The sequence below is a fragment of the Ruegeria sp. HKCCA5839 genome (assembly GCF_013035585.1).
In the GTDB taxonomy this organism is placed as follows: Bacteria; Pseudomonadota; Alphaproteobacteria; order Rhodobacterales; family Rhodobacteraceae; genus Ruegeria.
This window is the reverse complement of record NZ_WQIE01000014.1, coordinates 1-21,854: the sequence shown is the minus strand read 5'-3', so window position 1 is coordinate 21,854 and position 21,854 is coordinate 1. Positions and strand designations below refer to the sequence as shown.

Sequence of the window (21,854 nt, the reverse complement as noted above, 5' to 3'; positions counted from 1 at the left end):
TTATTTCATATCATGTATGTCGCTCATAATGTTATAAAATCACACAGAGGGTCCGATGTCCAGAAAGCTTCTTCCACTATCGATTACCGCAGCACTCATGGGTGGAACGGCCCTAGCCGAGGTCCCGAACGTTGCGGTCGACATCGCCCCTGTGCATTCGCTGGTGGCGCGTGTCATGGATGGAGTTGGCACCCCGGATCTGGTCATCCCACCCGGGGCATCGCCGCATGAATACAACCTGCGCCCATCCGAGGCCGCAGCTCTGCAACAGGCCGACCTGGTCTTCTGGATGGGTGACGATCTGACACCTTGGCTTGAGGATGCAATCGAGACGCTCGCAGAGGGTGCCAGCGTGACAAGCCTTCTCGATGCGGATGGTACGGTTTTGCTGGAGTTCCGCGAAAATGCTCTGTTCGAGGCCCATGACCACGGAGACCATGAGGATCACGACGATCATGGTCATGACGACCACGACGACCATGACGATCACGGTGATGAGCACGCGCATGATGAAGATCACGGACATGACGATCACGATCACGAAGAGCACGTAGAAGACAAAGACCATGACCACCATGATCATGAAGATGAAGCGGCGCATGGCGACGAGCATCACGACCATGATCATGAGGAACACGCTGAGCATGACGATCACGATGGGCATGACGATCATGCTGAACATGATCATCACGACCACGGCGAACATGATCCACATGCCTGGCTGTCACCGGCAAATGCCGAAACATGGCTGAACGTGATCGCGGCACAGCTATCGGCGGCCGATCCGGATAACGCCGGAACCTATTTTGCCAATGCGGCTGCGGCGCGCGAAGAAATGGCTGCGCTGTCTGCCGAGGTCGCGCAGACATTGGACCCGGTACGCGGTGGTAGCTTTATCGTGTTCCACGACGCCTATCAGTATTTTGAGGACGCGTTCGATTTTCCCGCTGCTGGTGCCATTTCGATCGGCGATGCCTCTGACCCCAGCCCTGCCCGCATTGCCGAGATTCAGGCGCGCATCCGGGATGAAGGTGTGGATTGCGTATTGGCCGAACCCCAATTCAACACCGGTATCGTAGCAACAGTCCTCGACGGAACCGAAGCTCGCACAAGCGTAATCGACCCGCAGGGCGCAGCTCTTACACCGGGACCAGACCTTTACCCGCAGCTGATCAGGGCCATGGCAGCGTCGCTTTCAGAGTGTCTGCCACAATAATGCGTCGGGTGAGACAGCAAAACCGGATGTCTCACCCACACCCTCTACAAGTCAGCGCAATTCTCGGCCGAGTACTTGTCTCTTGGCAAATATCTCAACCGCAACTTTTGAAGCAGCGGTGATATAGGGGGCATCCGACAAAACACTGTCCCAGTCGACCGCACCGTGAACAGCAAGGGCGTGTCGCAAGGGTTGGCCGGACGCCAGAGCGTCTTTGACAATGCGCGACGCCTTCCCCCGGCCCATCGTTTCCGCCAATGCAAATACTGCAGCCTCGGCATGAACAGCAGGCTCAGAACCCACTCTGTCACGCATCGACGTCGCGTCGACCTCAAGCCCCTGCAGCAGCGCGATGCCATGGGCCAACGCTGCTCCGGCGGTTTCAAACAGAAGTGGCATGAGCAACCATTCGACGGGCCAATTCGCACCATCGCGTTCTTCCAAATGAACGGCGCTGGCAGCCAAACCGGCCTGATATCCCGTTGCAACCGGCACAAGTGATTGAAGCATCTCAGCAAGCACCGGATTGGACTTGTGCGGCATCGTCGAAGACGCGCCATTTTGCGCAAGCCGCAACTCGGAAATCTCACCACGCGTGGCAATGCTGACATCGCGCCCGATCTTTCCAATGGCGCTCACAACCTGCATCAACCAGGCCGACAGTTTCTGAACACCGCTTCGATCGGTGTGCCATGGCGGACCATCACTCACGTTCAATTGTGCGGCCATCGCACGGGCCACATCGTCACCTGAACCGCCAAACGCTGATCGACTGCCAGAAGCGCCGCCCAGCTGTATGCGCAGCGCCCCGGCTCTGAGCTCGCTCAGATCCGCCTCGGCGCTGACCAAAGGCTGCGCCCATTGCGCGGCGCGTAGGCCGAAGGTGATTGGTGTCGCCAGTTGCCCGCGTGTCCGCGCCAACATAAGGGTCTTGTCGTGAGTCTGAGAGAGATCCTGCAACAAGTCGACCAAATCGGTCAACAAATCGGCCAGATCATCCAACGCTGCCTGCGCACAAAGACAGAAAGCGGTATCAACAATATCCTGACTTGTGGCCCCAAAGTGCAAAAAGTCGCCCGTCTCGTCAGAAAGCTGGTTGCGCAACGCAGACAGAAGTGCTGGAACCGGAACCCCTGCTTGTGCGACCCCAATCGTCAGATCCTCGGCAACGGAACCCGGCAGTTTCAACGCAGATATTTCGGCAGCCGCAGCGTTCGGAACAAACCCAAGCGAGGCCTGTGCCTGTGCCAAAGCCACCTCGACTCGCAGCATCGCTTCGGCAACAGCACCATCACCGAAATGCGCACGTGTCGGCCCGTGCCCAAAAATCGGGGCAGTCAAAGCATTCAGAGCACCTGTCATCGGATCAGGCCGCTACGGGCCGAAGGCCCAGAATGTCTCGGGCCTGGCGCCAAGTTGCCACAGGACGCTCGTGTTTCTCGCAAATCTCGATTGTGCGCTCTACCAAAGCGGCATTTGACGGAGCCAATGTCTCCCGATCAAGCCGAACGTTGTCCTCCAGCCCGGTCCTCGCATGCCCTCCTGCCGAGATCGCCCAGTCGTTCAGCGTGATTTGATGACGCCCGATTCCTGCCGCACACCACGGTGCGTCCGAGCCGAACAATCGGTGCACTGTTTGCACATAGAAATCGAAAGCAAGGCGGTCGACCGGCATTGCGTTCTTTACCCCCATAACAAATTGTACATACGGGGTGCCAAGCAGCTCTTGGGCGTCAGCCATTTCCTTGGCTCTGAAGATATGGCTCAGGTCAAAGGCTTCAATCTCGGGCTTGACCTCATAGGTCCGCATCTCTGAGGCGAGCCATGCAACCAGATCAGGCGGGTTCTCGTAAACGCGGGTCGGAAAGTTGTTCGACCCAACCGTGAGCGATGCCATGTCTGGCCGTAATGGCAACATCCCACCGCGTGCCTGCCCAGCACCGGACCTGCCACCCGTCGACATTTGAACGATCATGCCAGGGCAGTGTTTCTTCAGACCATCTTGTAACGCTGCAAACTTGTCCGGGTCTGATGTGGGGGTCTCATCGTCATTGCGAACATGGAGATGTGCGATCGAGGCCCCCGCTTCAAACGCCTCCTGAGTACTTTCGATCTGCTCCGAGACCGAAATGGGAACAGCGGGGTTGTCGGACTTGCGCGGCACCGAACCGGTGATGGCAACACAAATGATACAAGGTTTTGGCTGGCTTGCGGTCATCATGTAGTTTCCTGTTTGTGCCGAACCGTATCGCATCGGGTTCGAACGGAAACCAAACGTAGCCGGTTTTTTCTAAACATCAAAAAAGACCGTCTCATTGTCGCCCTGAAGTCGAATATCGAAACGATAGGTTGGCAAATCCCCAAGTACATCCCGATCAGCGATAAGAGTGGCGCGGCGGCTCTCCCACTCAATCAGATTGAGCACGGGGTCGATGGTATTTGCTTCGGCCTCGTCAGCAAAATACATCCTTGTGTTCAGACCGACATTGATACCCCGCGCGACAATCCAAAGGTTGAGATGGGGCGCCTGCGGAGCGCCAGCGCTGCCAGCGGTCTTGCCTGGCTTCACGGTCTCGAAGGTCCATTCACCGGTTTCGAAATCGGTAATGACGCGACCCCAGCCGCGAAACCCGTCCTCAACCGGTCCACCACCACCGGGATGCGCATATACCCCGTCGGCATTGGCCTGCCAGACCTCAAGCATCGCATCCTTGATGGGGGCCCCCGTCCCGTCGATGATAACGCCGGTGACCCGAATACGCTCGCCTTTGGCATTCGGTCCACAGATGTCATGACCCAGTTCTTGCCGGTAAATATCAAACCCCGCCGCGCCGGGCGAAAGGCCGATATGGACATAGGGACCCGCCGTCTGCGATGCGGTTTCGCTGAGATACTTAAGCGCCTGTACCATGTCAGTTCCCCTCGGGACGGTTTTCGAACAAGGTCGAACGGCGACCGCGCAGAATAATGTCGAACTTATAAGCAACGCTATCCAGCGGAATTGTGGCGTTCAGGTCCAGCCTGGCCACAAGCTGCTCAATCGCGTTTTGATCCGGGATCGTCTGCACGATGGGGCAGAGCGGTATCAAAGGATCGCCTTCGAAATAGCATTGCGTAATCAGCCGCTGTGCAAAACCCGATCCAAAGATCGAGACATGTATATGCGCGGGCCGCCAGTTGTTTGCATGATTGCGCCACGGATAAGCGCCCGGCTTTACAGTGCGGAAAAAGAAATACCCGTTGTCATCGGTCAATGTCCGTCCACAACCGCCGAAGTTGGGATCAATGGGCGCAAGGTAAGTGTCTTTCTTGTGCCTATAGCGCCCGCCCGCATTTGCTTGCCAAATCTCGACCAGCGTGTTCGGAACAGGCCGCGCGTTTTCGTCCAATACGTGACCGTGAAGAATAATACGTTCACCAATAGGGCTTTGGCCCGGCGCGGCATAGTTGGTCAGAAGATCGTTATCGCCAGCGTCAATATCATCGGCGCCAAATACCGGCCCGGTCTGTTCTGATATCGTGCTCTGCAGAGACACCAGTGCCAAACGCGGGCTGCGCGTCACCGAAGACTTGTATCCGGGTGACAGCGACACAGGATGAATATCTCGGTTTCGCGGATAGAACTCGCCTGGCTTCGTCATGATGGCTCCTCCATCTCGGCATAGGTTTGCTTGGCGATTTTGATGGCGTGATTGGCTTTGGGTACACCCGCATAGATGGCGACATGCAAGAAAGCCTGCATAACGTCGTCTTTGGACGCCCCGGTGTTGGCAGTGGCGCGGATATGCATGGGAATTTCCTCGAAATTCCCCATCGCTGCCAACAGGGCGAGTGTCAGCATCGAGCGGTCGCGTTGGCTGATCGTGGTATCAGACCAGACGGTCCCCCAAGCACCTTCGGTGATCAAGCTCTGGAACGGCGCGTCGAATTCAGTTTTCTCCATTTCGGCGCGCTCAACATGTGCTTTGCCCAAAACAGATCTTCGCGTTCGCATTCCTAGCTGGTAACGATCTGCCATTGATGTGCTCCTTTTATGAGCCCTGCCTCAAGACAGCAGAGGTGTCAGGTGTCTGGCCACTCACACAAAAACAGTTTTCCAACGCGCTTAAAAGACAGAATATCGGGCCACACCAGCTTGTTCGACCAGCGCTGCCCATTTTGAGAGATCACGGCAGAAAGGATTTCAGCTGTCTGTTTGGCTTAACTCACCCCAAAGGTGGTCAGGCACCACAACCCCCCGATCACGAGCCTCGCGACGTGCCTGCAAGCGGCGTATGCCCGGCAGTCTTGCACCGTCCTGTGCTTCGATCTGACCGGCCAGAGCCGCAAGCTGTGCTGCGAAAGGCGCGCCGTTGACGCACCCTGGGTCAATCGCGATGATGAACTGACCCACGCCCGGAGGCGCGCCCTCAGCCTCGAAAAACGAACTGGCCTGCGCGCTGGTATTTGCTCCTGTCAGGGTCGCGGCGAGTATTTCGACGATCAGCGCCAGGGCCGATCCCTTTGCATCACCCATGGGCAGCATCATGCCCGAAAGTGCGGCGTCCGGGTCGGTTGTGGGGTTGCCGTCAGCATCCAGCGCCCAGCCTTCGGGGATCGGCTCGCCCTTTTTCTTGGCCGCCATCACCTTGCCGCGCGCGATCTTTGACAGTGACAGATCAATGACCAGTGGCGCGCCCTCACCTTGCGGGGCGGCAAAGGCTATGGGATTTGTTCCAAACAAGGCCGCGTTGCCACCCCAGGGCGCCATGGCCTTGGGTGTATTCGCCACCATCAGCGCAACCAGCCCGTTCTCAGCAAGCCGTTCCACATGCGCGCCCAATTGGCCGCAATGATGCGAACGGGTAATCGCCGCAGCCGCAATGCCGGTGGTCTTGCTTAGCTTGGTCAACTCGTCGACGGCCAGATCGATGGCGGGATAGGCAAAGCCAAACCCGGCATCCACCCGCAAGACAGCAGGGCCCGCGGCCGAAACCGTTGGACAGGCCGCACCTGCAACCTTGCCCGACCTCGCCTGTGCTGCATAGGAGGCAACGCGCGAGAATCCGTGCCCGGCCTGGCCGTCAACCTCTGCTGCGACCAGTGCTTTGGCGACCGAGCGCGCGTTTCGCTCGGACACGAAATTGGCGACCAGCGCCTTGGTTACCAGATCCTCGGCCTCTTCGATCTTCAATCTGTGTTCCAGAACAAATCTCCTGTCCTTGCGCGCTTGCCCCGCCCCAAACGTGAAAAATCCCAGCCCGAGTGTCCACCGGGCTGGGCCTGTCCTGTGCGGTGCAACCGATCCTATGCCGAGCGATAGAGCTTGGTCATGGAAAACTCGCGATGTCCCAACGCTTCGGCAGCGGTGTGGCGGCCATTGGCGGTGCGGCGGATCATCTCAATCAGCGCGTCGCCGGCCTCTTCAATGGTCATTTCACGAGTCAGAATACCGGTCACATCCAGATCGATATGTTCGCCCATGGTGCGCAGGGTACGCGGGTTGCCCGAGATCTTGATCACCGGAACGATTGGATTGCCGACAACATTGCCCTGCCCCGTCGGGAAGGTGTGGATCACCGCACCGCCAGCAGCCATCAGAGTCACACATTCTGCCGCTGCGGATGAACTGTCCATGAAGTACAGACCCGGCCCTTTTTCAGGTGCTTCTGCGGGACCAATAGCGTCGATATAGGTCGAAGTCCGCCCGATCTTTTCCAAATTGCCCAGGGCTTTTTCCTCGATGGTCGTCAACCCGCCCAAAATGTTGCCTTTGGTGGGCTGGCTGTCTGACAGATCGTCGGTCTGGTGTGCAAAAATGACATCGTCAGTATAGGCCTGCCAGATCTGCTTGAACTTGGCTGCCGCTTCGGGAGTGGCGGCGCGTTTCTCGCAGATATGCTCGGCCCCGGTGATCTCGGATGTTTCACCAAAGAACCCGGTCAGGCCATGGGGCAGCAGCTTGTCATACATGTTGCCCACAGTCGGGCAGGATGACAGGCCGGTCGTCGTGTCGCTTTCACCGCATTTGGTTGAAACCCACAGCTCGTTGATCGGGCAGGGTTCTTTTTGCAGCTCGGTTGCCCAATGGACGTATTCCTTGGCCTTCCAGCTGGCCTGGCGAATGGTCTCAAAGTCGCCCTTTTGCTCGATCGAGAAACCTTCGACCGGTTTGCCGGTCTTGGCGATGCCGTCGACGATCACCTTGGTCCATTCCGGCTCGATCCCGATGACCACCACGGCAGCCACATTGGGGTTGGCCCCGGTGCCGATGATCGTACGGAAATGCAGGTCTAGGTCTTCGCCAAATTGCAAACGGCCATAGGCATGCGGGATCGCCAATGTGCCCTTGACGTTGTTGGCCACCGCTTCGCAAGCCGCGTTGGAAATATCGTCAACCGGCAGGATCAGCACATGGTTGCGAACACCAACGCGCCCGTTTTCGCGGCGCCATGCGTTCACTGTTACGTTCGAGAAATCCAAAGCCATGATCTTACCACCGTTTCGTTTTGCAATTGTGGGTGTGGACATGATCGCCCACGCCAGCAGATCCGACCATACGCCCGATATCTTCACCGTATTTGATCACGGTATCGCCTTCGCTCAGCGGCTTCAGCGCAACCTTGTGGCCGATGGGGATGTCGCTGTTGGCGGTCAGTTTGAAATCGGAATTGTCATGCGTCACCACGCAGAGCATTTCCGTTCCTGCGGTCAAGCCTTCCACCACAACCACGCCGACATTGTCCTCGTGATCATGGACCAGCAATTGCGGTATCGCCATGTCCGTTTTTCCTTTTGCAAAATTCCAAATCTGGTCGTACTTATATGTTTACTCTTATATAAGAGTCAATATAGCTCATTGAACAGACACATGCGCATCTGATAGGAAGACAGACCGAGGAAAACCGATGACAACACCGCTCTATCAGTCTGTTTACAATGAGATAATCGCGCGGGTCGCTGATGGCCGGTATCCGCCCGGCACGATGCTGCCAAGCGAGTTTGATATCGCGGCCGAGCTGGGTGTCAGCCAGGGCACCGCACGCAAGGCGCTGAGTGAGCTGGAGGCAAAGGGAATCGTCAAACGCCGTCAGGGGCGTGGCACATTCGTGGCGCTGCGCACCCCCGAAAACTCGCTGTTTCACTTTTTTCGCATGCGTGACGGGGCAGGCAATCAGGTCGCGCCGACGCTGGGCTCGGAAACTGTATCGCGCCGCGCCGCCACCCCGGCCGAGCGCCACAGCCTGTTTGGCGCCCCGCAAGAGGTGTTTCAGATCGACCGGGTGCGGAATTTCAACGACAAGCCCCTGTGTCTGGAAACCTGTGTGGTGTCCACTGATCTGTTCCCGGGGCTTTTGGAACGCGCGCCCCTGCCCAACACGCTTTATGTGCTGTTTCAACAGGCCTATTCCTGCATTGTCATTTCCGCCAAAGACGATCTGAGCGCGGGCCTTGCGGACAAGGCCACCGCCAAAGCTTTGGGTTTGCGCACCGGCACCCCAGTTCTGATTGGCAAACGCGAAGGCAAGGATTTGCTGGGCCGTGTTGTCGAATTGCGCACCAGTCGGTTTGTCACCGACGACGTGACTTATTCCGTCAGTCTGGATTCCCTTTGAGCCCCGATGGCGGTCACAAATGGTGGCTTTACTTGCCGTCTCGCGTAACGGCACACTGGCAGCATAGGGATGTCACCGGGTGCAAGGAAAAAGGCGAGGGTCATGAACACGAAACGCAATCTTGTTGTCGGCGCTCTGGTTGCCGACGCGGCCTCATTGGGGTTGCATTGGCTTTATGATCAGCCACGGATCGCGCAATTGGCGCAGGGTGAACCCGAATTCCGCGCCACCACCGCGCAGGACTTCGAAGGGGTCCCGTCGTATTTCGCCCACCCTCTGAAACAACAAGGCGACCTGACCCAATATGGGGAACAAGCCATGGTGCTGTTGCGCGCTTTGGCGGCCTCGGGCGGCCGCTATGACCAGGCGGCGTATAATGCCGAGTTTCGGGCCCATTTCGGCTATGGCGGAACCTATAGCGGCTATATCGACCACGCCACGCGCGAAACCCTGAACGCCCTTGCAGCCGGTGAGGCGGACACGCCCAAAGGGGCCGAAGATGTGCAAATGTCGGCCATCGCCAAACTGCCGGCTCTGGTGGCCGCCGGGTTGGAAGATCACGCGCATCAAGCCATCCGCACCACCAACCGCTCTGATCTTGCGGAGGCGTATGGCGCGGTTGCCACGGCAATGCTGGTCTCGGCGCGTGAGGGGCATTCCATCAACGAGGTGGTAGCCGCAGGCCTTTCCGCTGCCGACCCGGCGATCCTGCCGCGACTGGAACTGGCCTGCGCGGCCACAGATCGTAGCACGCAGGATGTGACGGCAGAATTCGGCATGGCCTGTGATCTGGAAAACGGGTTGCCGAGTATCTTGCATAACCTGTCGACAACAAACTCTTACCAGGACGCCATCCGTGCCAACATTCTGGCCGGAGGCGATAGCTGTGGCCGCGCCATGCTGCTTGGGGCCGTGGCGGGTGCCGTCTATGGCGTGCCACAGGCTTGGGAGGCGCGGTTGAACAGTTTGTCAGACGTGACGGATCTGATGGACCAGCTGGCGCTTTGACGCGGAACACAAAAAAGCCAACAGCGCCAGTTGGTAGGGTCAAAGACCCGAAAGCTTGTGCTTTTCCAGCAAGCCCACAAGGATATCGCGCGCTTGCTGGCGGTGTTTGTGGTGGCGCTGCCGCGCCAGCTCGGCATCTCCGTCGCGAATGGCCTGAAACACTGCCCGGTGATCCTCGTTCGATTTCGTCGGCAGAGGCCGGATGAACAAGGTGGTGGTTCTGGCCCGGCGCACCTGATCGCTCATCATCGCGACAATGGCTTTGACCCGGCTGTTGCCCCCCAGCCGCACCAGCTCACGATGGAACCGTTCATCTGCAGCGGCCCAGGCTTCAAGGTCTTGTTTGGCGATGGCCTCGTCCATATCGACGATGGCCTGACCCAGATCGCGCAGGTCTTTCTGACCATATCCCATCTGCGCCGCGCGTTCGGCCGCCAGGCTTTCAAGCTCGGTCAGAACATCGTAAATCTCGCGCATGTCGTCGGCCGAGACGGGCAGAATGCGCACGCCCTTGCGCGGTCGCAATTCCAACAGGCCCTGACTTTCCAACGTCAATGCCGCTTCGCGTATCGGAGTGCGCGACATGCCCAACCGTTCCGCCAATTCGCTTTCCAGATGATCCGACCCTGCCGAAAGCTCGCCTGAAAAGATCATGTTTCGCAAAGCATGCACGGCGCGCTGCGCATTGGACGGGGAAGAATTCTGAGTGGCCTTCAAGGTGTCTCCACTTTGCATTTTCGACCAGTTGCCGCCGACGTGTAAATCGCCTGTTCAATCGCGATCACGGTCAAATAATCCAGCGCTTGGTTTTCAATTGGTGTCTGGTGCAATAGTCCAGAAACAACGTGGTTTTGCAAGGCATGGACACAATCCCCGCCAAATCCCTCCCAGGAATTTGATCCCAGAATTTCCACGGCATCCAAAGATCCAAACGCACGCAGCCAGACCGACCCGTCACCGCGCAGCGAAATCGACCCTTCGGTGCCTTCGAACAGGGCCTCGCCCATCGTGCGCCGTAGGTTGTCCGAAGCGTGGTCGAGATGACGGTTACCGTCAAACAGCGCGCGCACCTGCCGGGGATGATCGAACAGAATCACGGCAGAGTCTTCGCCCGCGATCACCGGGTTCAGGCGCTGCAGGTCGGCATAAACCGCAGTCGGGTCGCCCATCAGAAAACGGAAGGTGTCGACCCAATGCACAGCGGTTTCATGCACCAGAAACCGCTCCATCTGCTGGAAATAGGGCTGGCGGTCCAGATAGGCATTGGGCCCCTGCCCGTCGCCTGGACGCATCCGAAACGTAGCCTGTTGCAACGTGCCGACCCGCCCGGCATCCAGCGCTGCCTTGATCGCACGATACCAGGGTTGGAAGCGAAAGTTTTCATGGATGACCAGAGTCGCCCCGGCCTCGGCGGCGTCCTGCGCCATCGCGCGGGCCTCATCCAGATCAACGCCAAAGGGCTTTTGGCAGATGATTGCGCGCACCCCGGCCTCAAGAGCCTGAGCCAGCGCCACGCGATGACCTTCGGGCGGCAAAATGATGTCCAGCAGATCGGGCTGCACGGTGGCCAGCATGTCGGGCAATCTGTCAAACGCGGGCACGCCCCATGCCTGCGCCTTGCTCAGATCCTGGTCGCAGCAGGCCACAAGCTCGACCTCGGGGATGCGGCGCCAGCTGCCATAGTGGAACTGACTGAAATAGCCCGCCCCCACACCGGCCACGCGCAGCCGAGCGCTCGGGCTCATGTGACAAAGAGCGCGTCGAGCACCGCAGCAGCAGCCTGATCCGTGCCGGCCTCACCGCCAAGATCCGCTGTCAGGGTTTCGCCACGCGCCACTACATCCTCGACCGCATCGCGCAGCCGGGTGCCATCTTTTACCATTGCACTGTTGTCGTGTTTATGTCCCAGCCACTCCAGCATCATGGCCGCAGACAGGATCATCGCAAACGGGTTTGCAACGCCCTGCCCTGCGATATCAGGGGCCGATCCGTGGCAGGGTTGAAACACCGCGTGTTCCAGCCCGATATCCGCCGAAGGGGCCAGACCAAGCCCCCCCATCAGGCCCGCACCCAGATCCGACAGGATGTCGCCAAACATGTTTTCGGTGACCATCACATCAAAGCTCCACGGCTTTTGCACCATCCAGAGTGCGGTCGCGTCCACATAGGCGTGATCGGCGATCAGGTCGGGGTGATTTTTCGCCTCGGCGTCAAAGAGTTCACGAAAGAACGCAAAAGCACGGAATACGTTGGCCTTGTCAACGCAGGTCACACGACCCGGACCCCGGCCTGCGGCTTTGCGGGTCTTGGCCAGATCAAAGGCAAAGCGGAACAGGTTCTCGGACACTTCGCGTGTGATGCGCAGGGTTTCGCGGGCCTCGTCCTGACTGACCTCTCCCGAACCCTGAGTAAAGAACAGCCCCTCGGTGCTTTCGCGGATCAGGACAAAATCAATCTCGGTTCCGGCAGGCAGGTTCAACGGCGTTTTCTGTCCTGCTTTCACCGTGACCGGGCGCACGCCCGCAAACAGGTTCAAGGCTTTGCGCAGGTCGATTTGGGGCGAAATTTCGGTCCCGTCCGGATAGCGAACGTCCGGCAATCCCATCGCCGACAGCAAAATCGCATCTGCCCGGCGCGCGGTTGCCATGGATGATTCGGGGAAGGATTCGCCGGTCTTGGCGTAATGCGCAGCCCCTGCGGCAGCCTCGGTGAAGCTTAACTCATAGTCGGGCGACGCGTCGGCCATACGCCGAAGGATATCGACGCAGGGCTCTGTAATTTCAGGGCCAATCCCGTCTCCTTCAAAAACCGCGATCTCGAATGTCTGAATCATTTCCGCCTGCCTTTTCTATGTCAGCTCCGCTTATACCCTCGGAAGTTTTAATCCGAAAGTTGACAACGCATCTTTTAATGCATACGCAAATAAATGCAATAACGAGAGCACATCAGCTGGGAGGAACAGCAAAATGAAAACGAGACTTGGTAAACTGGCGGTCGCTGCCGCTCTGGCCGTGGGGGTTGGCACGGCTGTTTCGGCACAGGACTACCCGTACCGCGATATCACAACCGCCGTTGTCTGGGGTGCCGGGGGTGGTACCGACACGATTAACCGCATGATCATGGCCGAGATGGAGAAACACCTGCCCGTGTCGATCAACGTGATCAACCAGACAGGTGGTGTCGCCGGATCCAACGGCATGGTCTATGTGCAGAACCAGCCCGATGACGGCTACACGCTGGTGGGCTTGTCCGAATCGAACGTAACCGCTGCTGTGCAAGGCGGCTGGGATCAGAAGTTCGATTTCTGGTATCCCTTCATCGTTGGTGGTTCGCCTGACTTGATCTCGGTACCGGCCAACAGCCCCTATAACTCGCTGCAAGAATTGGTCGACGCGGCCAAGGCTGACCCAGGCAGCATCCCCGCAGCCGCATCCGGGGCCGGGTCGATCCACCATCTGAACCTGCTGGCGATCCAGAACGGATCGGGGGCCGAGTTCAAGTTCATTCCCTACAAAGGATCCGCCCCCGGACAGGAAGCGGCAATAGCAGGTGAAGTTGCCCTGGTCGTGACCTCGCTGGCAGAACAGGCGCCCCTGATCGAAGGCGGTCAATTGAAGCCGCTGGCGATGCTGACACCAGAAAGCGTGGACTTCGCGGGTCAGACCATCCCGTCGGCCTTTGACATGTATGACGGGCTCGACAAATACCTGCCGCTGAAACAGGCGATTGGCTTTGCGGTTCATAGCTCTGCCGATGACAGCGTAAAAGCTGCCCTTGGTTCTGCGTTCGAGCAGGCCATTGCTTCGGACACAGTTGCAGAATGGGCGGCAGCCAACAACTACGATGTGGGCGGGCAGTATGGCCCCGAGGCGCAAGAGCTGTTTTCCAAGCTGGAAAGCACCTTTGCCTATACATTGCAGGATCTGGGTGCCGCCACGGTTGATCCGGCCTCGTTGGGCATCAGCAAACCGTGACGCGTTCTGTTGAACCGAAGGATCAGAGGGGGCGTGCAAGCGCCCCTTCTGACCATGCCGAGGTCATGGCCGCCGAAGACACTCTGATCCTGCGCGCGCGGGATTTCTGGACCGCACTCGTGCTGATTGCGGTTTCGCTGTTCTTCCTGTGGAAAACCTCTGACATCCCTTTGTTCGGATCGAACCGCGCAGGGGTCAGCGGGGCGGATTGGTACAATTCAGCGGCCATCGTACCGCTGGGCATTTTCAGCGGACTTTTGGTGCTGTCTTTTGTACTGCTTGCCATCTCGATCCGCAGCGGTGGGGCTGCGCATGCGCTGACGCGGGCTGGCATTGGCTGGAACCCGTCCGAGGCCCTGCGCTTTGGCACAATCGCCCTCATGCTGCTGGCCTATATCGCGGGGCTGGTGCCGCGCGTGGATTTCATCCTGTGTTCGGGTCTTTTGATTACGGCGCTGATCTTTGGCTATCAGGGCGGGCATCCGCAACGCATGATCCTGTCGACCGTTTTCGTGACCGCAGCAGGCGCGTTCGCGCTTTTGGCTTATGGTCCGCAAGCCGAATGGAACAGCCATGTCGATGATTGGGTCACGCTGGCGCTTTGGGCACTGCTGACACTGATCGTTCTGTCGCAAGCCAAGCAAACACCTGTGTTACGCGTCGTGCCAGCGATCGCTGTTCTTGCCCCCTTCATCCTTGTCTGTGCCATGGCCTTTGGCTTTCGTCAGAACGTGCCCGCACGCGGCGGGCTGATCTTCAAACAGATCGAATACCATTACTACGTGACGCTCCGTCCGCTTTGGAGAACTTGACTATGGAGTTCGTCCTGAACCAACTTTCGGGCTTTGGCGGCGCTTTTGTTGCGCTTGTCGTCGACCCGTTGACCTATGCCTATCTGATTACATCGGTGTTTCTTGGCATTGCCTTTGGCGCCCTGCCCGGTCTGACAGCCACTTTGGCCGTGACCATCCTGACGGGCTTTTTCGGCAACAAGATCCCGCTGGACTATTCCCTGATCGCCCTTCTGGGCGCTTATGTCGGGGCGATTTATGGGGGCTCTTACCCCTCAATCCTTCTCAACATCCCCGGTACGGCGGCCAGCGCGGCCACCGCTATGGATGGCTATCCGCTGGCCAAGGCTGGGCGCGGGGGTGAGGCACTTGGCCTGACCACAACCGCCAGCTTCATTGGCACGGTTATCGGCACGCTTGCCCTGCTTATCTTCGTGTGGGTGCTGCTGCTGATCTCGAAAAACATCGCTTCACCGGAAAAGGCCCTGCTGGCGCTGTTCGGCATCCTTCTGTCCGGCACATTGATGAGCGAGGATATGGTGATCAAAGGCTGGATCGCCGGTCTGTTCGGATTGGCCATGGCCATGGTCGGACTCGATCCGATCCTGTCCGAGCCACGCTATACCTTCGGGTGGTCCTATATGCTGAGCGGATTTCAGGTTGTTCCGGTGCTGATGGGTGCCTTTGCGGTGCCGCAAATCATCGAAGGCCTGCGCCACACCGCCACCGGCACCATAGTCGCGCTCAAGGGGCGGGTCGTGCCGAAACTGGGCGTGGTGCGGAAATACCTGCCGACCATTGGCCGCTCGGGCGTGATCGGAACCGGAGTCGGCGCCCTGCCCGGCGTGGGTGAGGACGTGGCGGGTTGGGTCTCTTATGGCGTCGGCAAGACCGTCTCGAAAGAAGGCGACACGTTCGGCAAGGGCAGCATGGAGGGGTTGCTGTCGTCTGAGACTGCCAACAATGCCTGCATCGGCGGCGCGCTGATCCCGCTGTTGGTGCTTGGCATCCCCGGGTCACCCCCGGCGGCGGCGTTGATGGGCGCGTTCAAGATCAACAATGTGATCCCCGGCCCCACCATCGACCCCGAAATCATCCTGCGGGTGGTCGCCATCATGGTTCTGGCCAGTTTTACCATGTTCATCATGGGGCTCTTTACCGCCAAGATCTTCATCCGCATTCTACGCATCCCGCAAACCGTGTTCCTGCCGGTTGTGATGGTGCTGACCACCATCGGATCCTTCTCGGTCGGTGGTGGGATCAACGACCTTTACCTGATGCTGGCGGTTGGATTTGTGGCCTATTTCATGAACCTGATGAAATATCCCATCGCACCGCTGGTCATTGGCGTTATCCTGGGTGGGCTTTTTGATGAAACCCTGCGCCGGTCGCTGTTGCTGTCGGACGGAGATCTGGCGGTCTTTGTCTCGCGCCCCGGCGCCGCCATTTTGCTGATGCTGAACTTAGCGCTGGTGCTCAGCCAGTTGCCGCTTGGAAAACGCCTTTTGGCACGTATGAAAAGGACCCCCGCCTGATGTATGCCGTCACCGTCACATTCCGCGTGGCCCCAGATCACCTTGAGACGTTTTTGCCCTTGATGGTCGAAAACGCCCAAACTTCGCTCCAGCAGGAACCGGGATGCCACCAGTTTGACATCTGTCGCGGCGAGGATCCAAATCAGGTGTTTCTGTATGAAATCTACGAAGACCGGGCCGCCTTTGATGCCCATCTTGCATCGGCGCATTTCAAAAGTTTCGACAGCAAGGTCGCCGATATGATTGAAGAGAAGACAGTGGCCCTGTTTGATGAGGTGATCCGGTGAGGAACTGGCAGATACATGCGGTGAAATATGCCGACCGCAACGCGCGCGTGCGCGGCGACAGTTTTATCTTTGATGACAACCACGACGCCCCTCATGCGATGGATTACTTCATGTGGGTTATTCAAAATGGCGATCAGGTCATTCTGGTCGACACCGGCTATGATTCAAACGAGGCCTCGGCCCGCGCGCGCCCTATCGCGATGGATCCGAGGGCCGCTCTGGCCCCACTTGGCCTTCAGGCCGAGGCGGTGGATCAGGTCATTGTCACCCATCTGCATTACGACCACGCGGGCGGGCTGCACCTGTTTCCCAATGCCAAGCTGCACCTGCAAACGGCCGAGATGGCCTTCGCAACTGGCCCCTGCATGTGTCACGAGGCGCTGCGTCACCCGTTTTCGGCCCATCATGTCTGTGAAGTGATCCAAAGGCTTTATTCCGGGCAGGTCATCTTTCACGATGGCGACGCCGAAGTGGCGGATGGCGTGACCCTGCACAAGATCGGAGGGCACAGTCGCGGCCTGCAATGTGTGCGGGTACGCACGCAGTCGGGGTGGATGGTGCTGGCCTCGGACGCGGCGCATTTCTATGAAAACGCCTGGCGCAAGCAGCCCTTTCCCATCGTTGTGGATCTGCAAGACATGCTGGACGGGTTTGACACGCTTGAACGCCTCGCCTCACGCCGCGAGTTGATCATCCCCGGGCATGACCCCCTTGTGCGCCAATTCTTTGCGCAGGAAATCGCGCCCCATATCTACCGGTTGGATGTCGGCCCTCAGAAAGAGATCGTTTTATGAAAATCGGGGTCATCGCCGACGACTTTACCGGCGCGTCTGACATCGCCCTGACGCTATCCGAGTCCGGGATGCGCGTGGCGCAATTTATCGACACCCCCAGCGACGCGGCCGATCCGGCGCTTGAGGCGGGGGTGATCTCTTTGAAATCCCGCACCGCACCGGTGGACGAGGCCGTGCGCGCCTCGCTTGCGGCCTGCGACTGGCTGCTGCAACAGGGGGCCCGGCAGATTGTCTTCAAGGTTTGCTCGACTTTCGACAGCACGCCAAAGGGCAATATCGGCCCGGTTCTGGATGCCTTGGCCGACAGGCTCGGGGCCAAAGCCACCATCGTTTGCCCGGCCTTCCCGGAAAATGGCCGCTCGGTCTATCAGGGGCATCTGTTTGTGCAGGATGTGCTGCTGAACGAATGCGGGATGGAGGATCATCCTCTGACCCCGATGACCGACCCCGACCTGCGTCGGGTTTTGGCGGCTCAATCCACGCGCCCCATCGGACATGTGCCCGCAGCCACCGTCATCGCAGGCGCCGATGCGATCCGCGCCACCCTGCCCGGCAACGGACTCGTGATCGTCGACGCCATCCGCGATGCAGACCTTGTGCAGATCGGAGCCGCAGCCAAAGGCGCGCCGTTGCTTTGCGGTGGGTCGGGCATCGCGCTTGGTTTGCCCGCCAATTTCGGCGCGCAGCCGAAAACGGCAGAATGGGCGCCGATCACCGGCCCCGGTGTTGTTCTGTCCGGCTCATGCAGCCGGGCGACCCGGGAACAGGTGAAGCTTTATCAGGCGCACGCCGAAGCGATGGAAATCTCTGCCGAAGACGCAATTTCCGGCACGGCCAACGTCCATGCCATTGCCGATTGGGTCTGCGCCCAAATGACCCCGCCCCTGGTCTATTCCTCAGCCGACCCGCAGGTCGTAAGGGACGCCCAAGCACGGTTTGGTCAGGACCGGGCGGCCCATGCGCTGGAAACGCTTTTTGCCGAACTGGCAGCCGAACTGGCCCGTCGCGGCGTCAGACGTTTCTTGGTCGCTGGCGGAGAAACCTCGGGCGCGGTGGTTCAGGGGCTGGGCGTTTCCGCCTTTACCATCGGGCCTCGTCTTGCAGCGGGCGTCCCGGCCCTGCGCGTCGAAGGGTCAGATCCCATCGCTTTGGCACTGAAATCCGGCAATTTCGGCGGGCCCACGTTTTTCAAAGACGCTCTGGACATTCTAGAAGGCCAGATATGAGCGAGATCGCCAAGCTGAGGGAAGAGATCTGCGTGATCTCGAAATCGCTCTATGATCGCGGGCTGACCGGGGGGTCATCCGGTAATATCTCGGCCCGCGCCTCGGACGGGACGATAGTGATGACGCCCACGGGCAGCTCTCTGGGTTTTCTTGACCCCGCCCGGATCAGCCATCTGAGCCAGGATCTGAAGCTGATCTCGGGCGACGCGCCCACCAAGGAAATCCCCCTGCACACGGCCTTTTATGACACGCGGGCGGGCATCGGGGCCGTGGTGCATCTGCACTCCACCTATTCGGTGGCGCTGTCTATGCTGCCTCAGGTCGATCCCGATGATGCGCTGCCGCCGCTCACCCCTTATGCGATCATGCGGTTGGGCAAGGTAAAGCTCTTACCCTTCTTCCTGCCTGGTGATCCCGAAATGGGTGAAGCCGTGCGCGCGCTAAAGGGCAAATATACCGCTGTCCTGCTGGCCAATCACGGCCCGGTTGTCGCAGGCCCCGACCTATGGGCCGCCACCAACGCGATGGAAGAGCTGGAAGAGACCGCGAAACTGGCGGTTCTGACACAGGCGATGTCGCCCAAACACCTGACCCAGGCGCAAATTTCGGCGCTAATTACCCGGTTTGGCGCACCGAAGTGATCGTGCTAGGCTGCCCGTCAGAAAACATTCAAAGACCTTTACTATTCTAAAGCTGGTCGCAGCCGCGGCCCATTTTGATAACCAAATTCTGTTGGAGGGCATTATGCGCGTTTCCACAAAGGCTGACGGCTTTTCAGTTCAAGCGATCAGCGGCACACGGGTTGTGATGCTGCATATGAACGCAAAGGAAGACGTGTTGGACGGCTTCTTGGGGTTTGGCGTGGGCCTGCGCACCGAAACCGGCGGGATCCGCTGGTTGAAAGGGTTTAAATGTTTTGAATCCGTTGTGCCCGATCCGGCCCGCGCACAACGGTTTGACACGGCTGATCACCCGGTTCAGGATTTTCGCTGGGGCCACTATTGGGCCGAACCCGACCGCGCCTACTCTTACGTGATCCGGCCCCTGTACCGTCCTGTAAACGGTGATCTGTCAACGCTGCGACCCGGAACCGATCTTGAAATCACCGTGCGCACCGAGTCCGAGGAAATCGGTGAACATTCGATCTTTTTCAATCGCGGCGCAATTGTCAGCCAGGCCTATGCCGAAAGATTTGCCAATGACGAAACGCTGGACCAAGACGCGCTGAAGGCCGAACTGGACGATCCGCACTCCGAGCGCACCCAATGGCTGTCGCGCGGGCTGCTGGAAGGGGCGCTGAATTTCATCGCTCAGGCCCGAGACAGCCGGTTCAGCCTGCATTGCGGGTTTTATGAACTGACCTATCCGCCGATCCTGCAAGCGCTTGCCGACGCCGCCGCAAGGGGAGCACGGGTCGAGGTAACTTTCGAGGCCGATTTCTTCAAACGCAGTGAGAACAGGCGGACCGAAACCAAATACGGCGTCATGAACCGGGCAGCGATTGCACCTTTTGCCGGGCAGGCGAACCTGCATTTCAAGGAACGCATCCACTTTGTTGCGATCACCCATAACAAATTCATGGTGTTGAAAGAAAACGGCCACCCGGTGCAGGTCTGGACCGGCTCGACCAATATCACAGCATCCGGATTTTGCGGGCAAAGCAACACCGGCCATGTCGTGCGCGATGAAGGCGTGGCCCAAGCCTATTCGGACTATTTTGACCTGCTCGCGCGTGATGCACAGCGCGAAGAAATGCGTGCCTTCACCGAGGCCCGCACACCGCCGCCGCAAGAAGAGTTGCCCGAAAATTCAATCACCCCGCTTTTTTCGCCGCGCAAAGGCTCAAGCGAGCTGGATTGGTATGGCCGCAAGATCGAACAGGCCCGCCAGACCGTCATTCTGACGTCGGCCTTTGGCGTCACCACGCGGCTGGCGAAATATTTCGACAATGACCGCGACTATCTGCGGTATATCCTGATGGAACAGCGCAGCCGGGGTGCGGGCGCGCAAGAGATGATCGAACGCGACCGCGACACGCGCATCGTCTTTGGCCAGGGGCTTGGGTTTACCGGCAGTCTTGGGCACTGGCGCAAGGTTCCCGGCTTCAAACTGGAACAATGGATGTGGCGCGAGCATCATTTCCGCAGCTCGGGCCATGTGTTCTTTGTGCATACCAAATACATGGGTATCGACGTTCTGACCGATGAACCCATGGTCTTTACCGGATCGGCCAATTTCTCACCCGGATCCTTGTCGTCGAATGATGAGAACATGCTTTTGATACGGGGCAATACCCGTGTCTCAGATGTATACCTGACCGAGTTTTTCCGGCTGCTGAACCATTTTTATTTCCGGCAGGTTGCCAACCGCAAAGCGCGAGATGGCCATAGTGATCCCAGGATCCGGTTTCTGGACGAAACAGGTGATTGGGTGCGCGGTCATTTCCAGTCAGATTTCTATCGCTCGAAACGGCGCGAACTTTTTGGGGTTGCGCCTTAGGTCAGCAACTTTTCAAGTCGTGGGCTGGCTCGACATTTTCCGATAGTCGCGGGGGCTCGCGCCGAAATGAGTGCGGAACGTTGTCGAAAAGTTCTGCATGTTCGAAAAGCCCTGGCGGAAAGCGATCTCACTGATCGATTGCTGCGCAAATCGCGGGTCTTTGAAATCGGCAGCCACGGCCTCAAGCCGCATCCGACGGATGAAAGCGCTGATCGATTCATCATGTTTCGAGAAGATCTCGTTCAAGCGCCGCACCGACATACCGATCTCGGCCGCAACGCGGTGGCGGTCAAGCTTGGGGTCATGCAGATTTGCGCGCACAAAGGATTTGGCGCGCAACAGTACATGCTGTTCGGGCGAGGACAGTTCCAACCGATCCGCGCCCTCAGCCGCCAGACCCGTCGCGATCAGATCAATCAGCGTGTCTTGTAACAGCGCCTGCACAGTCGGGTTGGGCGTATTCACATGTTCAGAAAAAGCCAGAATATTCTCACGCACCAGCTTGCCAATACCGCTTTGCCCGTCGATCCGGCGCGCGGTCAGCAGTTCGGCATTGGGCAAGCGCTCGATCAGTTTCGCGCTGGGAAGCTGGACAACCGTCTGACTGAAATCGTCAGTCAAGCGCAGCGAATATGGATCGGTACTGCTGTAGAGCGCCATATCACCGGTGCGCAAAAGTGCGGTTTTTCCAAATTGCGTCACGGTCGACGATTCGGCTGTTTGCAGGCTCAAAAGAAAATAGGCATCCGTCGCAGACCGGATATCGCGTTTGCGGCGTTCGACCCGATGCGCCAACCCCGTCACACGTGAAATCGACAGAACCGAGTGCCGAGCAACTTCGATCAAGCCTCGGAAGTTGTGACGATTTTCGATCTCACACCCGAGCTGCACATAGCTGTTGCAAACGGAGTCTTGCCAGTACGCGAGGC

Annotated in this window: 23 protein-coding genes; 11 read left to right on the top strand and 12 right to left on the bottom strand. The window is 58.6% G+C overall.

Annotated elements, in window-relative coordinates; translation table 11 throughout:
* Window positions 1–55: 55 nt before the first annotated feature.
* Window positions 56–1,216, top strand: a complete 1,161-nt coding sequence (locus GOV38_RS21105) for a zinc ABC transporter substrate-binding protein (RefSeq protein ID WP_171210225.1) — start codon at window positions 56–58, stop codon at window positions 1,214–1,216.
* Between the two features lie 51 nt (window positions 1,217–1,267).
* Here the strand turns inward: GOV38_RS21105 and GOV38_RS21100 are convergent, their stop codons facing one another.
* From GOV38_RS21100 to GOV38_RS21065, 8 genes are all read right to left on the bottom strand, one after another.
* Window positions 1,268–2,578 (bottom strand): lyase family protein, encoded by a 1,311-nt coding sequence (locus GOV38_RS21100; RefSeq protein WP_171210224.1) that lies wholly within the window; start codon window positions 2,576–2,578, stop codon window positions 1,268–1,270.
* Window positions 2,579–2,582: 4 nt separating this feature from the next.
* On the bottom strand, window positions 2,583–3,437 hold the full coding sequence (locus GOV38_RS21095) for a 3-keto-5-aminohexanoate cleavage protein (protein WP_254430672.1): 855 nt from the start codon (window positions 3,435–3,437) through the stop codon (window positions 2,583–2,585).
* A 69-nt stretch (window positions 3,438–3,506) separates the two neighbouring features.
* Window positions 3,507–4,127: a protocatechuate 3,4-dioxygenase subunit alpha gene (gene pcaG, locus GOV38_RS21090; protein WP_171210223.1), complete on the bottom strand. Its 621-nt coding sequence runs from the start codon at window positions 4,125–4,127 to the stop codon at window positions 3,507–3,509.
* Between the two features lies 1 nt (window position 4,128).
* On the bottom strand, window positions 4,129–4,857 hold the full coding sequence (gene pcaH / locus GOV38_RS21085) for a protocatechuate 3,4-dioxygenase subunit beta (RefSeq protein ID WP_171213036.1): 729 nt from the start codon (window positions 4,855–4,857) through the stop codon (window positions 4,129–4,131).
* On the bottom strand, window positions 4,854–5,234 hold the full coding sequence (gene pcaC, locus GOV38_RS21080; protein ID WP_171103775.1) for a 4-carboxymuconolactone decarboxylase: 381 nt from the start codon (window positions 5,232–5,234) through the stop codon (window positions 4,854–4,856). Before pcaC ends, pcaH begins: the two co-directional genes overlap by 4 nt.
* Before the next feature lie 165 nt (window positions 5,235–5,399).
* Window positions 5,400–6,389 carry an Ldh family oxidoreductase gene (locus GOV38_RS21075; protein WP_171210221.1) on the bottom strand — a complete coding sequence of 330 codons (990 nt, stop codon included), beginning with the start codon at window positions 6,387–6,389 and terminating at the stop codon, window positions 5,400–5,402.
* Window positions 6,390–6,502: 113 nt separating this feature from the next.
* Entirely contained in the window at window positions 6,503–7,726 is a 1,224-nt protein-coding gene (locus tag GOV38_RS21070) for a UxaA family hydrolase (RefSeq protein WP_305848768.1), read from the bottom strand.
* Window positions 7,689–7,976 (bottom strand): UxaA family hydrolase, encoded by a 288-nt coding sequence (locus GOV38_RS21065; protein WP_171103771.1) that lies wholly within the window; start codon window positions 7,974–7,976, stop codon window positions 7,689–7,691. Before GOV38_RS21065 ends, GOV38_RS21070 begins: the two co-directional genes overlap by 38 nt.
* A 127-nt stretch (window positions 7,977–8,103) precedes the next feature.
* On the opposite strand from GOV38_RS21065, the gene GOV38_RS21060 reads away from it, so the two are divergent.
* Together GOV38_RS21060 and GOV38_RS21055 are read left to right on the top strand one after the other, a co-directional pair.
* Window positions 8,104–8,811 (top strand): GntR family transcriptional regulator, encoded by a 708-nt coding sequence (locus GOV38_RS21060; protein ID WP_171210220.1) that lies wholly within the window; start codon window positions 8,104–8,106, stop codon window positions 8,809–8,811.
* A gap of 102 nt (window positions 8,812–8,913) precedes the next feature.
* Window positions 8,914–9,819, top strand: a complete 906-nt coding sequence (locus tag GOV38_RS21055) for an ADP-ribosylglycohydrolase family protein (RefSeq protein WP_171210219.1) — start codon at window positions 8,914–8,916, stop codon at window positions 9,817–9,819.
* 39 nt (window positions 9,820–9,858) lie between these two features.
* Here GOV38_RS21055 and GOV38_RS21050 read toward each other — a convergent pair whose 3' ends face one another.
* From GOV38_RS21050 to GOV38_RS21040, 3 genes are read right to left on the bottom strand one after another with little or no spacing between them, the layout of a single operon-like run.
* Window positions 9,859–10,536, bottom strand: coding sequence for a GntR family transcriptional regulator (locus tag GOV38_RS21050; RefSeq protein ID WP_254430671.1), 678 nt, complete (start codon window positions 10,534–10,536; stop codon window positions 9,859–9,861).
* Window positions 10,533–11,564, bottom strand: coding sequence for a Gfo/Idh/MocA family protein (locus GOV38_RS21045; RefSeq protein WP_171210217.1), 1,032 nt, complete (start codon window positions 11,562–11,564; stop codon window positions 10,533–10,535). Before GOV38_RS21045 ends, GOV38_RS21050 begins: the two co-directional genes overlap by 4 nt.
* Window positions 11,561–12,652: an isocitrate/isopropylmalate dehydrogenase family protein gene (locus tag GOV38_RS21040; protein ID WP_171210216.1), complete on the bottom strand. Its 1,092-nt coding sequence runs from the start codon at window positions 12,650–12,652 to the stop codon at window positions 11,561–11,563. The genes GOV38_RS21045 and GOV38_RS21040 overlap by 4 nt, the downstream gene beginning before the upstream one ends.
* A 133-nt stretch (window positions 12,653–12,785) precedes the next feature.
* Between GOV38_RS21040 and GOV38_RS21035 the strand changes: the two genes are divergently transcribed.
* The 8 genes from GOV38_RS21035 to GOV38_RS21000 all read left to right on the top strand — a co-directional run bounded on the left by GOV38_RS21035 (window position 12,786) and on the right by GOV38_RS21000 (window position 20,925).
* Window positions 12,786–13,793 carry a tripartite tricarboxylate transporter substrate binding protein gene (locus GOV38_RS21035; RefSeq protein WP_171210215.1) on the top strand — a complete coding sequence of 336 codons (1,008 nt, stop codon included), beginning with the start codon at window positions 12,786–12,788 and terminating at the stop codon, window positions 13,791–13,793.
* Window positions 13,790–14,605 carry a hypothetical protein gene (locus GOV38_RS21030; RefSeq protein WP_217352114.1) on the top strand — a complete coding sequence of 272 codons (816 nt, stop codon included), beginning with the start codon at window positions 13,790–13,792 and terminating at the stop codon, window positions 14,603–14,605. Before GOV38_RS21035 ends, GOV38_RS21030 begins: the two co-directional genes overlap by 4 nt.
* A 2-nt stretch (window positions 14,606–14,607) precedes the next feature.
* Window positions 14,608–16,119 carry a tripartite tricarboxylate transporter permease gene (locus tag GOV38_RS21025; protein ID WP_171210214.1) on the top strand — a complete coding sequence of 504 codons (1,512 nt, stop codon included), beginning with the start codon at window positions 14,608–14,610 and terminating at the stop codon, window positions 16,117–16,119.
* Window positions 16,119–16,406, top strand: coding sequence for a putative quinol monooxygenase (locus GOV38_RS21020; RefSeq protein ID WP_171210213.1), 288 nt, complete (start codon window positions 16,119–16,121; stop codon window positions 16,404–16,406). Before GOV38_RS21025 ends, GOV38_RS21020 begins: the two co-directional genes overlap by 1 nt.
* Window positions 16,403–17,200 (top strand): N-acyl homoserine lactonase family protein, encoded by a 798-nt coding sequence (locus GOV38_RS21015; RefSeq protein WP_171210212.1) that lies wholly within the window; start codon window positions 16,403–16,405, stop codon window positions 17,198–17,200. Before GOV38_RS21020 ends, GOV38_RS21015 begins: the two co-directional genes overlap by 4 nt.
* The gene (gene otnK, locus GOV38_RS21010; protein ID WP_171210211.1) at window positions 17,197–18,426 is read left to right on the top strand and encodes a 3-oxo-tetronate kinase; all 1,230 of its coding nucleotides are present in this window, start codon (window positions 17,197–17,199) and stop codon (window positions 18,424–18,426) included. Before GOV38_RS21015 ends, otnK begins: the two co-directional genes overlap by 4 nt.
* Window positions 18,423–19,067 (top strand): 3-oxo-tetronate 4-phosphate decarboxylase, encoded by a 645-nt coding sequence (gene otnC, locus GOV38_RS21005; protein WP_171210210.1) that lies wholly within the window; start codon window positions 18,423–18,425, stop codon window positions 19,065–19,067. The genes otnK and otnC overlap by 4 nt, the downstream gene beginning before the upstream one ends.
* 103 nt (window positions 19,068–19,170) lie before the next feature.
* Window positions 19,171–20,925 (top strand): phospholipase D-like domain-containing protein, encoded by a 1,755-nt coding sequence (locus GOV38_RS21000; protein ID WP_171210209.1) that lies wholly within the window; start codon window positions 19,171–19,173, stop codon window positions 20,923–20,925.
* Between the two features lie 12 nt (window positions 20,926–20,937).
* Here GOV38_RS21000 and GOV38_RS20995 read toward each other — a convergent pair.
* Window positions 20,938–21,854 (bottom strand): helix-turn-helix domain-containing protein (locus tag GOV38_RS20995; protein WP_171103744.1); only part of this gene is annotated, 917 nt, incomplete at its 5' end.

Excerpts from the sequence above, each read along its gene's own strand:
- GOV38_RS21105 (WP_171210225.1), top strand. The coding sequence starts at position 56 with ATGTCCAGAAAGCTTCTTCCACTATCGATTACCGCAGCACTCATGGGT.
- GOV38_RS21100 (WP_171210224.1), bottom strand. The coding sequence starts at position 2,578 with ATGACAGGTGCTCTGAATGCTTTGACTGCCCCGATTTTTGGGCACGGG.
- GOV38_RS21095 (WP_254430672.1), bottom strand. The coding sequence starts at position 3,437 with ATGATGACCGCAAGCCAGCCAAAACCTTGTATCATTTGTGTTGCCATC.
- pcaG (WP_171210223.1), bottom strand. The coding sequence starts at position 4,127 with ATGGTACAGGCGCTTAAGTATCTCAGCGAAACCGCATCGCAGACGGCG.
- pcaH (WP_171213036.1), bottom strand. The coding sequence starts at position 4,857 with ATGACGAAGCCAGGCGAGTTCTATCCGCGAAACCGAGATATTCATCCT.
- pcaC (WP_171103775.1), bottom strand. The coding sequence starts at position 5,234 with ATGGCAGATCGTTACCAGCTAGGAATGCGAACGCGAAGATCTGTTTTG.
- GOV38_RS21070 (WP_305848768.1), bottom strand. The coding sequence starts at position 7,726 with ATGTCCACACCCACAATTGCAAAACGAAACGGTGGTAAGATCATGGCT.
- GOV38_RS21065 (WP_171103771.1), bottom strand. The coding sequence starts at position 7,976 with ATGGCGATACCGCAATTGCTGGTCCATGATCACGAGGACAATGTCGGC.
- GOV38_RS21060 (WP_171210220.1), top strand. The coding sequence starts at position 8,104 with ATGACAACACCGCTCTATCAGTCTGTTTACAATGAGATAATCGCGCGG.
- GOV38_RS21055 (WP_171210219.1), top strand. The coding sequence starts at position 8,914 with ATGAACACGAAACGCAATCTTGTTGTCGGCGCTCTGGTTGCCGACGCG.
- GOV38_RS21045 (WP_171210217.1), bottom strand. The coding sequence starts at position 11,564 with ATGAGCCCGAGCGCTCGGCTGCGCGTGGCCGGTGTGGGGGCGGGCTAT.
- GOV38_RS21040 (WP_171210216.1), bottom strand. The coding sequence starts at position 12,652 with ATGATTCAGACATTCGAGATCGCGGTTTTTGAAGGAGACGGGATTGGC.
- GOV38_RS21035 (WP_171210215.1), top strand. The coding sequence starts at position 12,786 with ATGAAAACGAGACTTGGTAAACTGGCGGTCGCTGCCGCTCTGGCCGTG.
- GOV38_RS21025 (WP_171210214.1), top strand. The coding sequence starts at position 14,608 with ATGGAGTTCGTCCTGAACCAACTTTCGGGCTTTGGCGGCGCTTTTGTT.
- GOV38_RS21020 (WP_171210213.1), top strand. The coding sequence starts at position 16,119 with ATGTATGCCGTCACCGTCACATTCCGCGTGGCCCCAGATCACCTTGAG.
- otnK (WP_171210211.1), top strand. The coding sequence starts at position 17,197 with ATGAAAATCGGGGTCATCGCCGACGACTTTACCGGCGCGTCTGACATC.
- otnC (WP_171210210.1), top strand. The coding sequence starts at position 18,423 with ATGAGCGAGATCGCCAAGCTGAGGGAAGAGATCTGCGTGATCTCGAAA.
- GOV38_RS21000 (WP_171210209.1), top strand. The coding sequence starts at position 19,171 with ATGCGCGTTTCCACAAAGGCTGACGGCTTTTCAGTTCAAGCGATCAGC.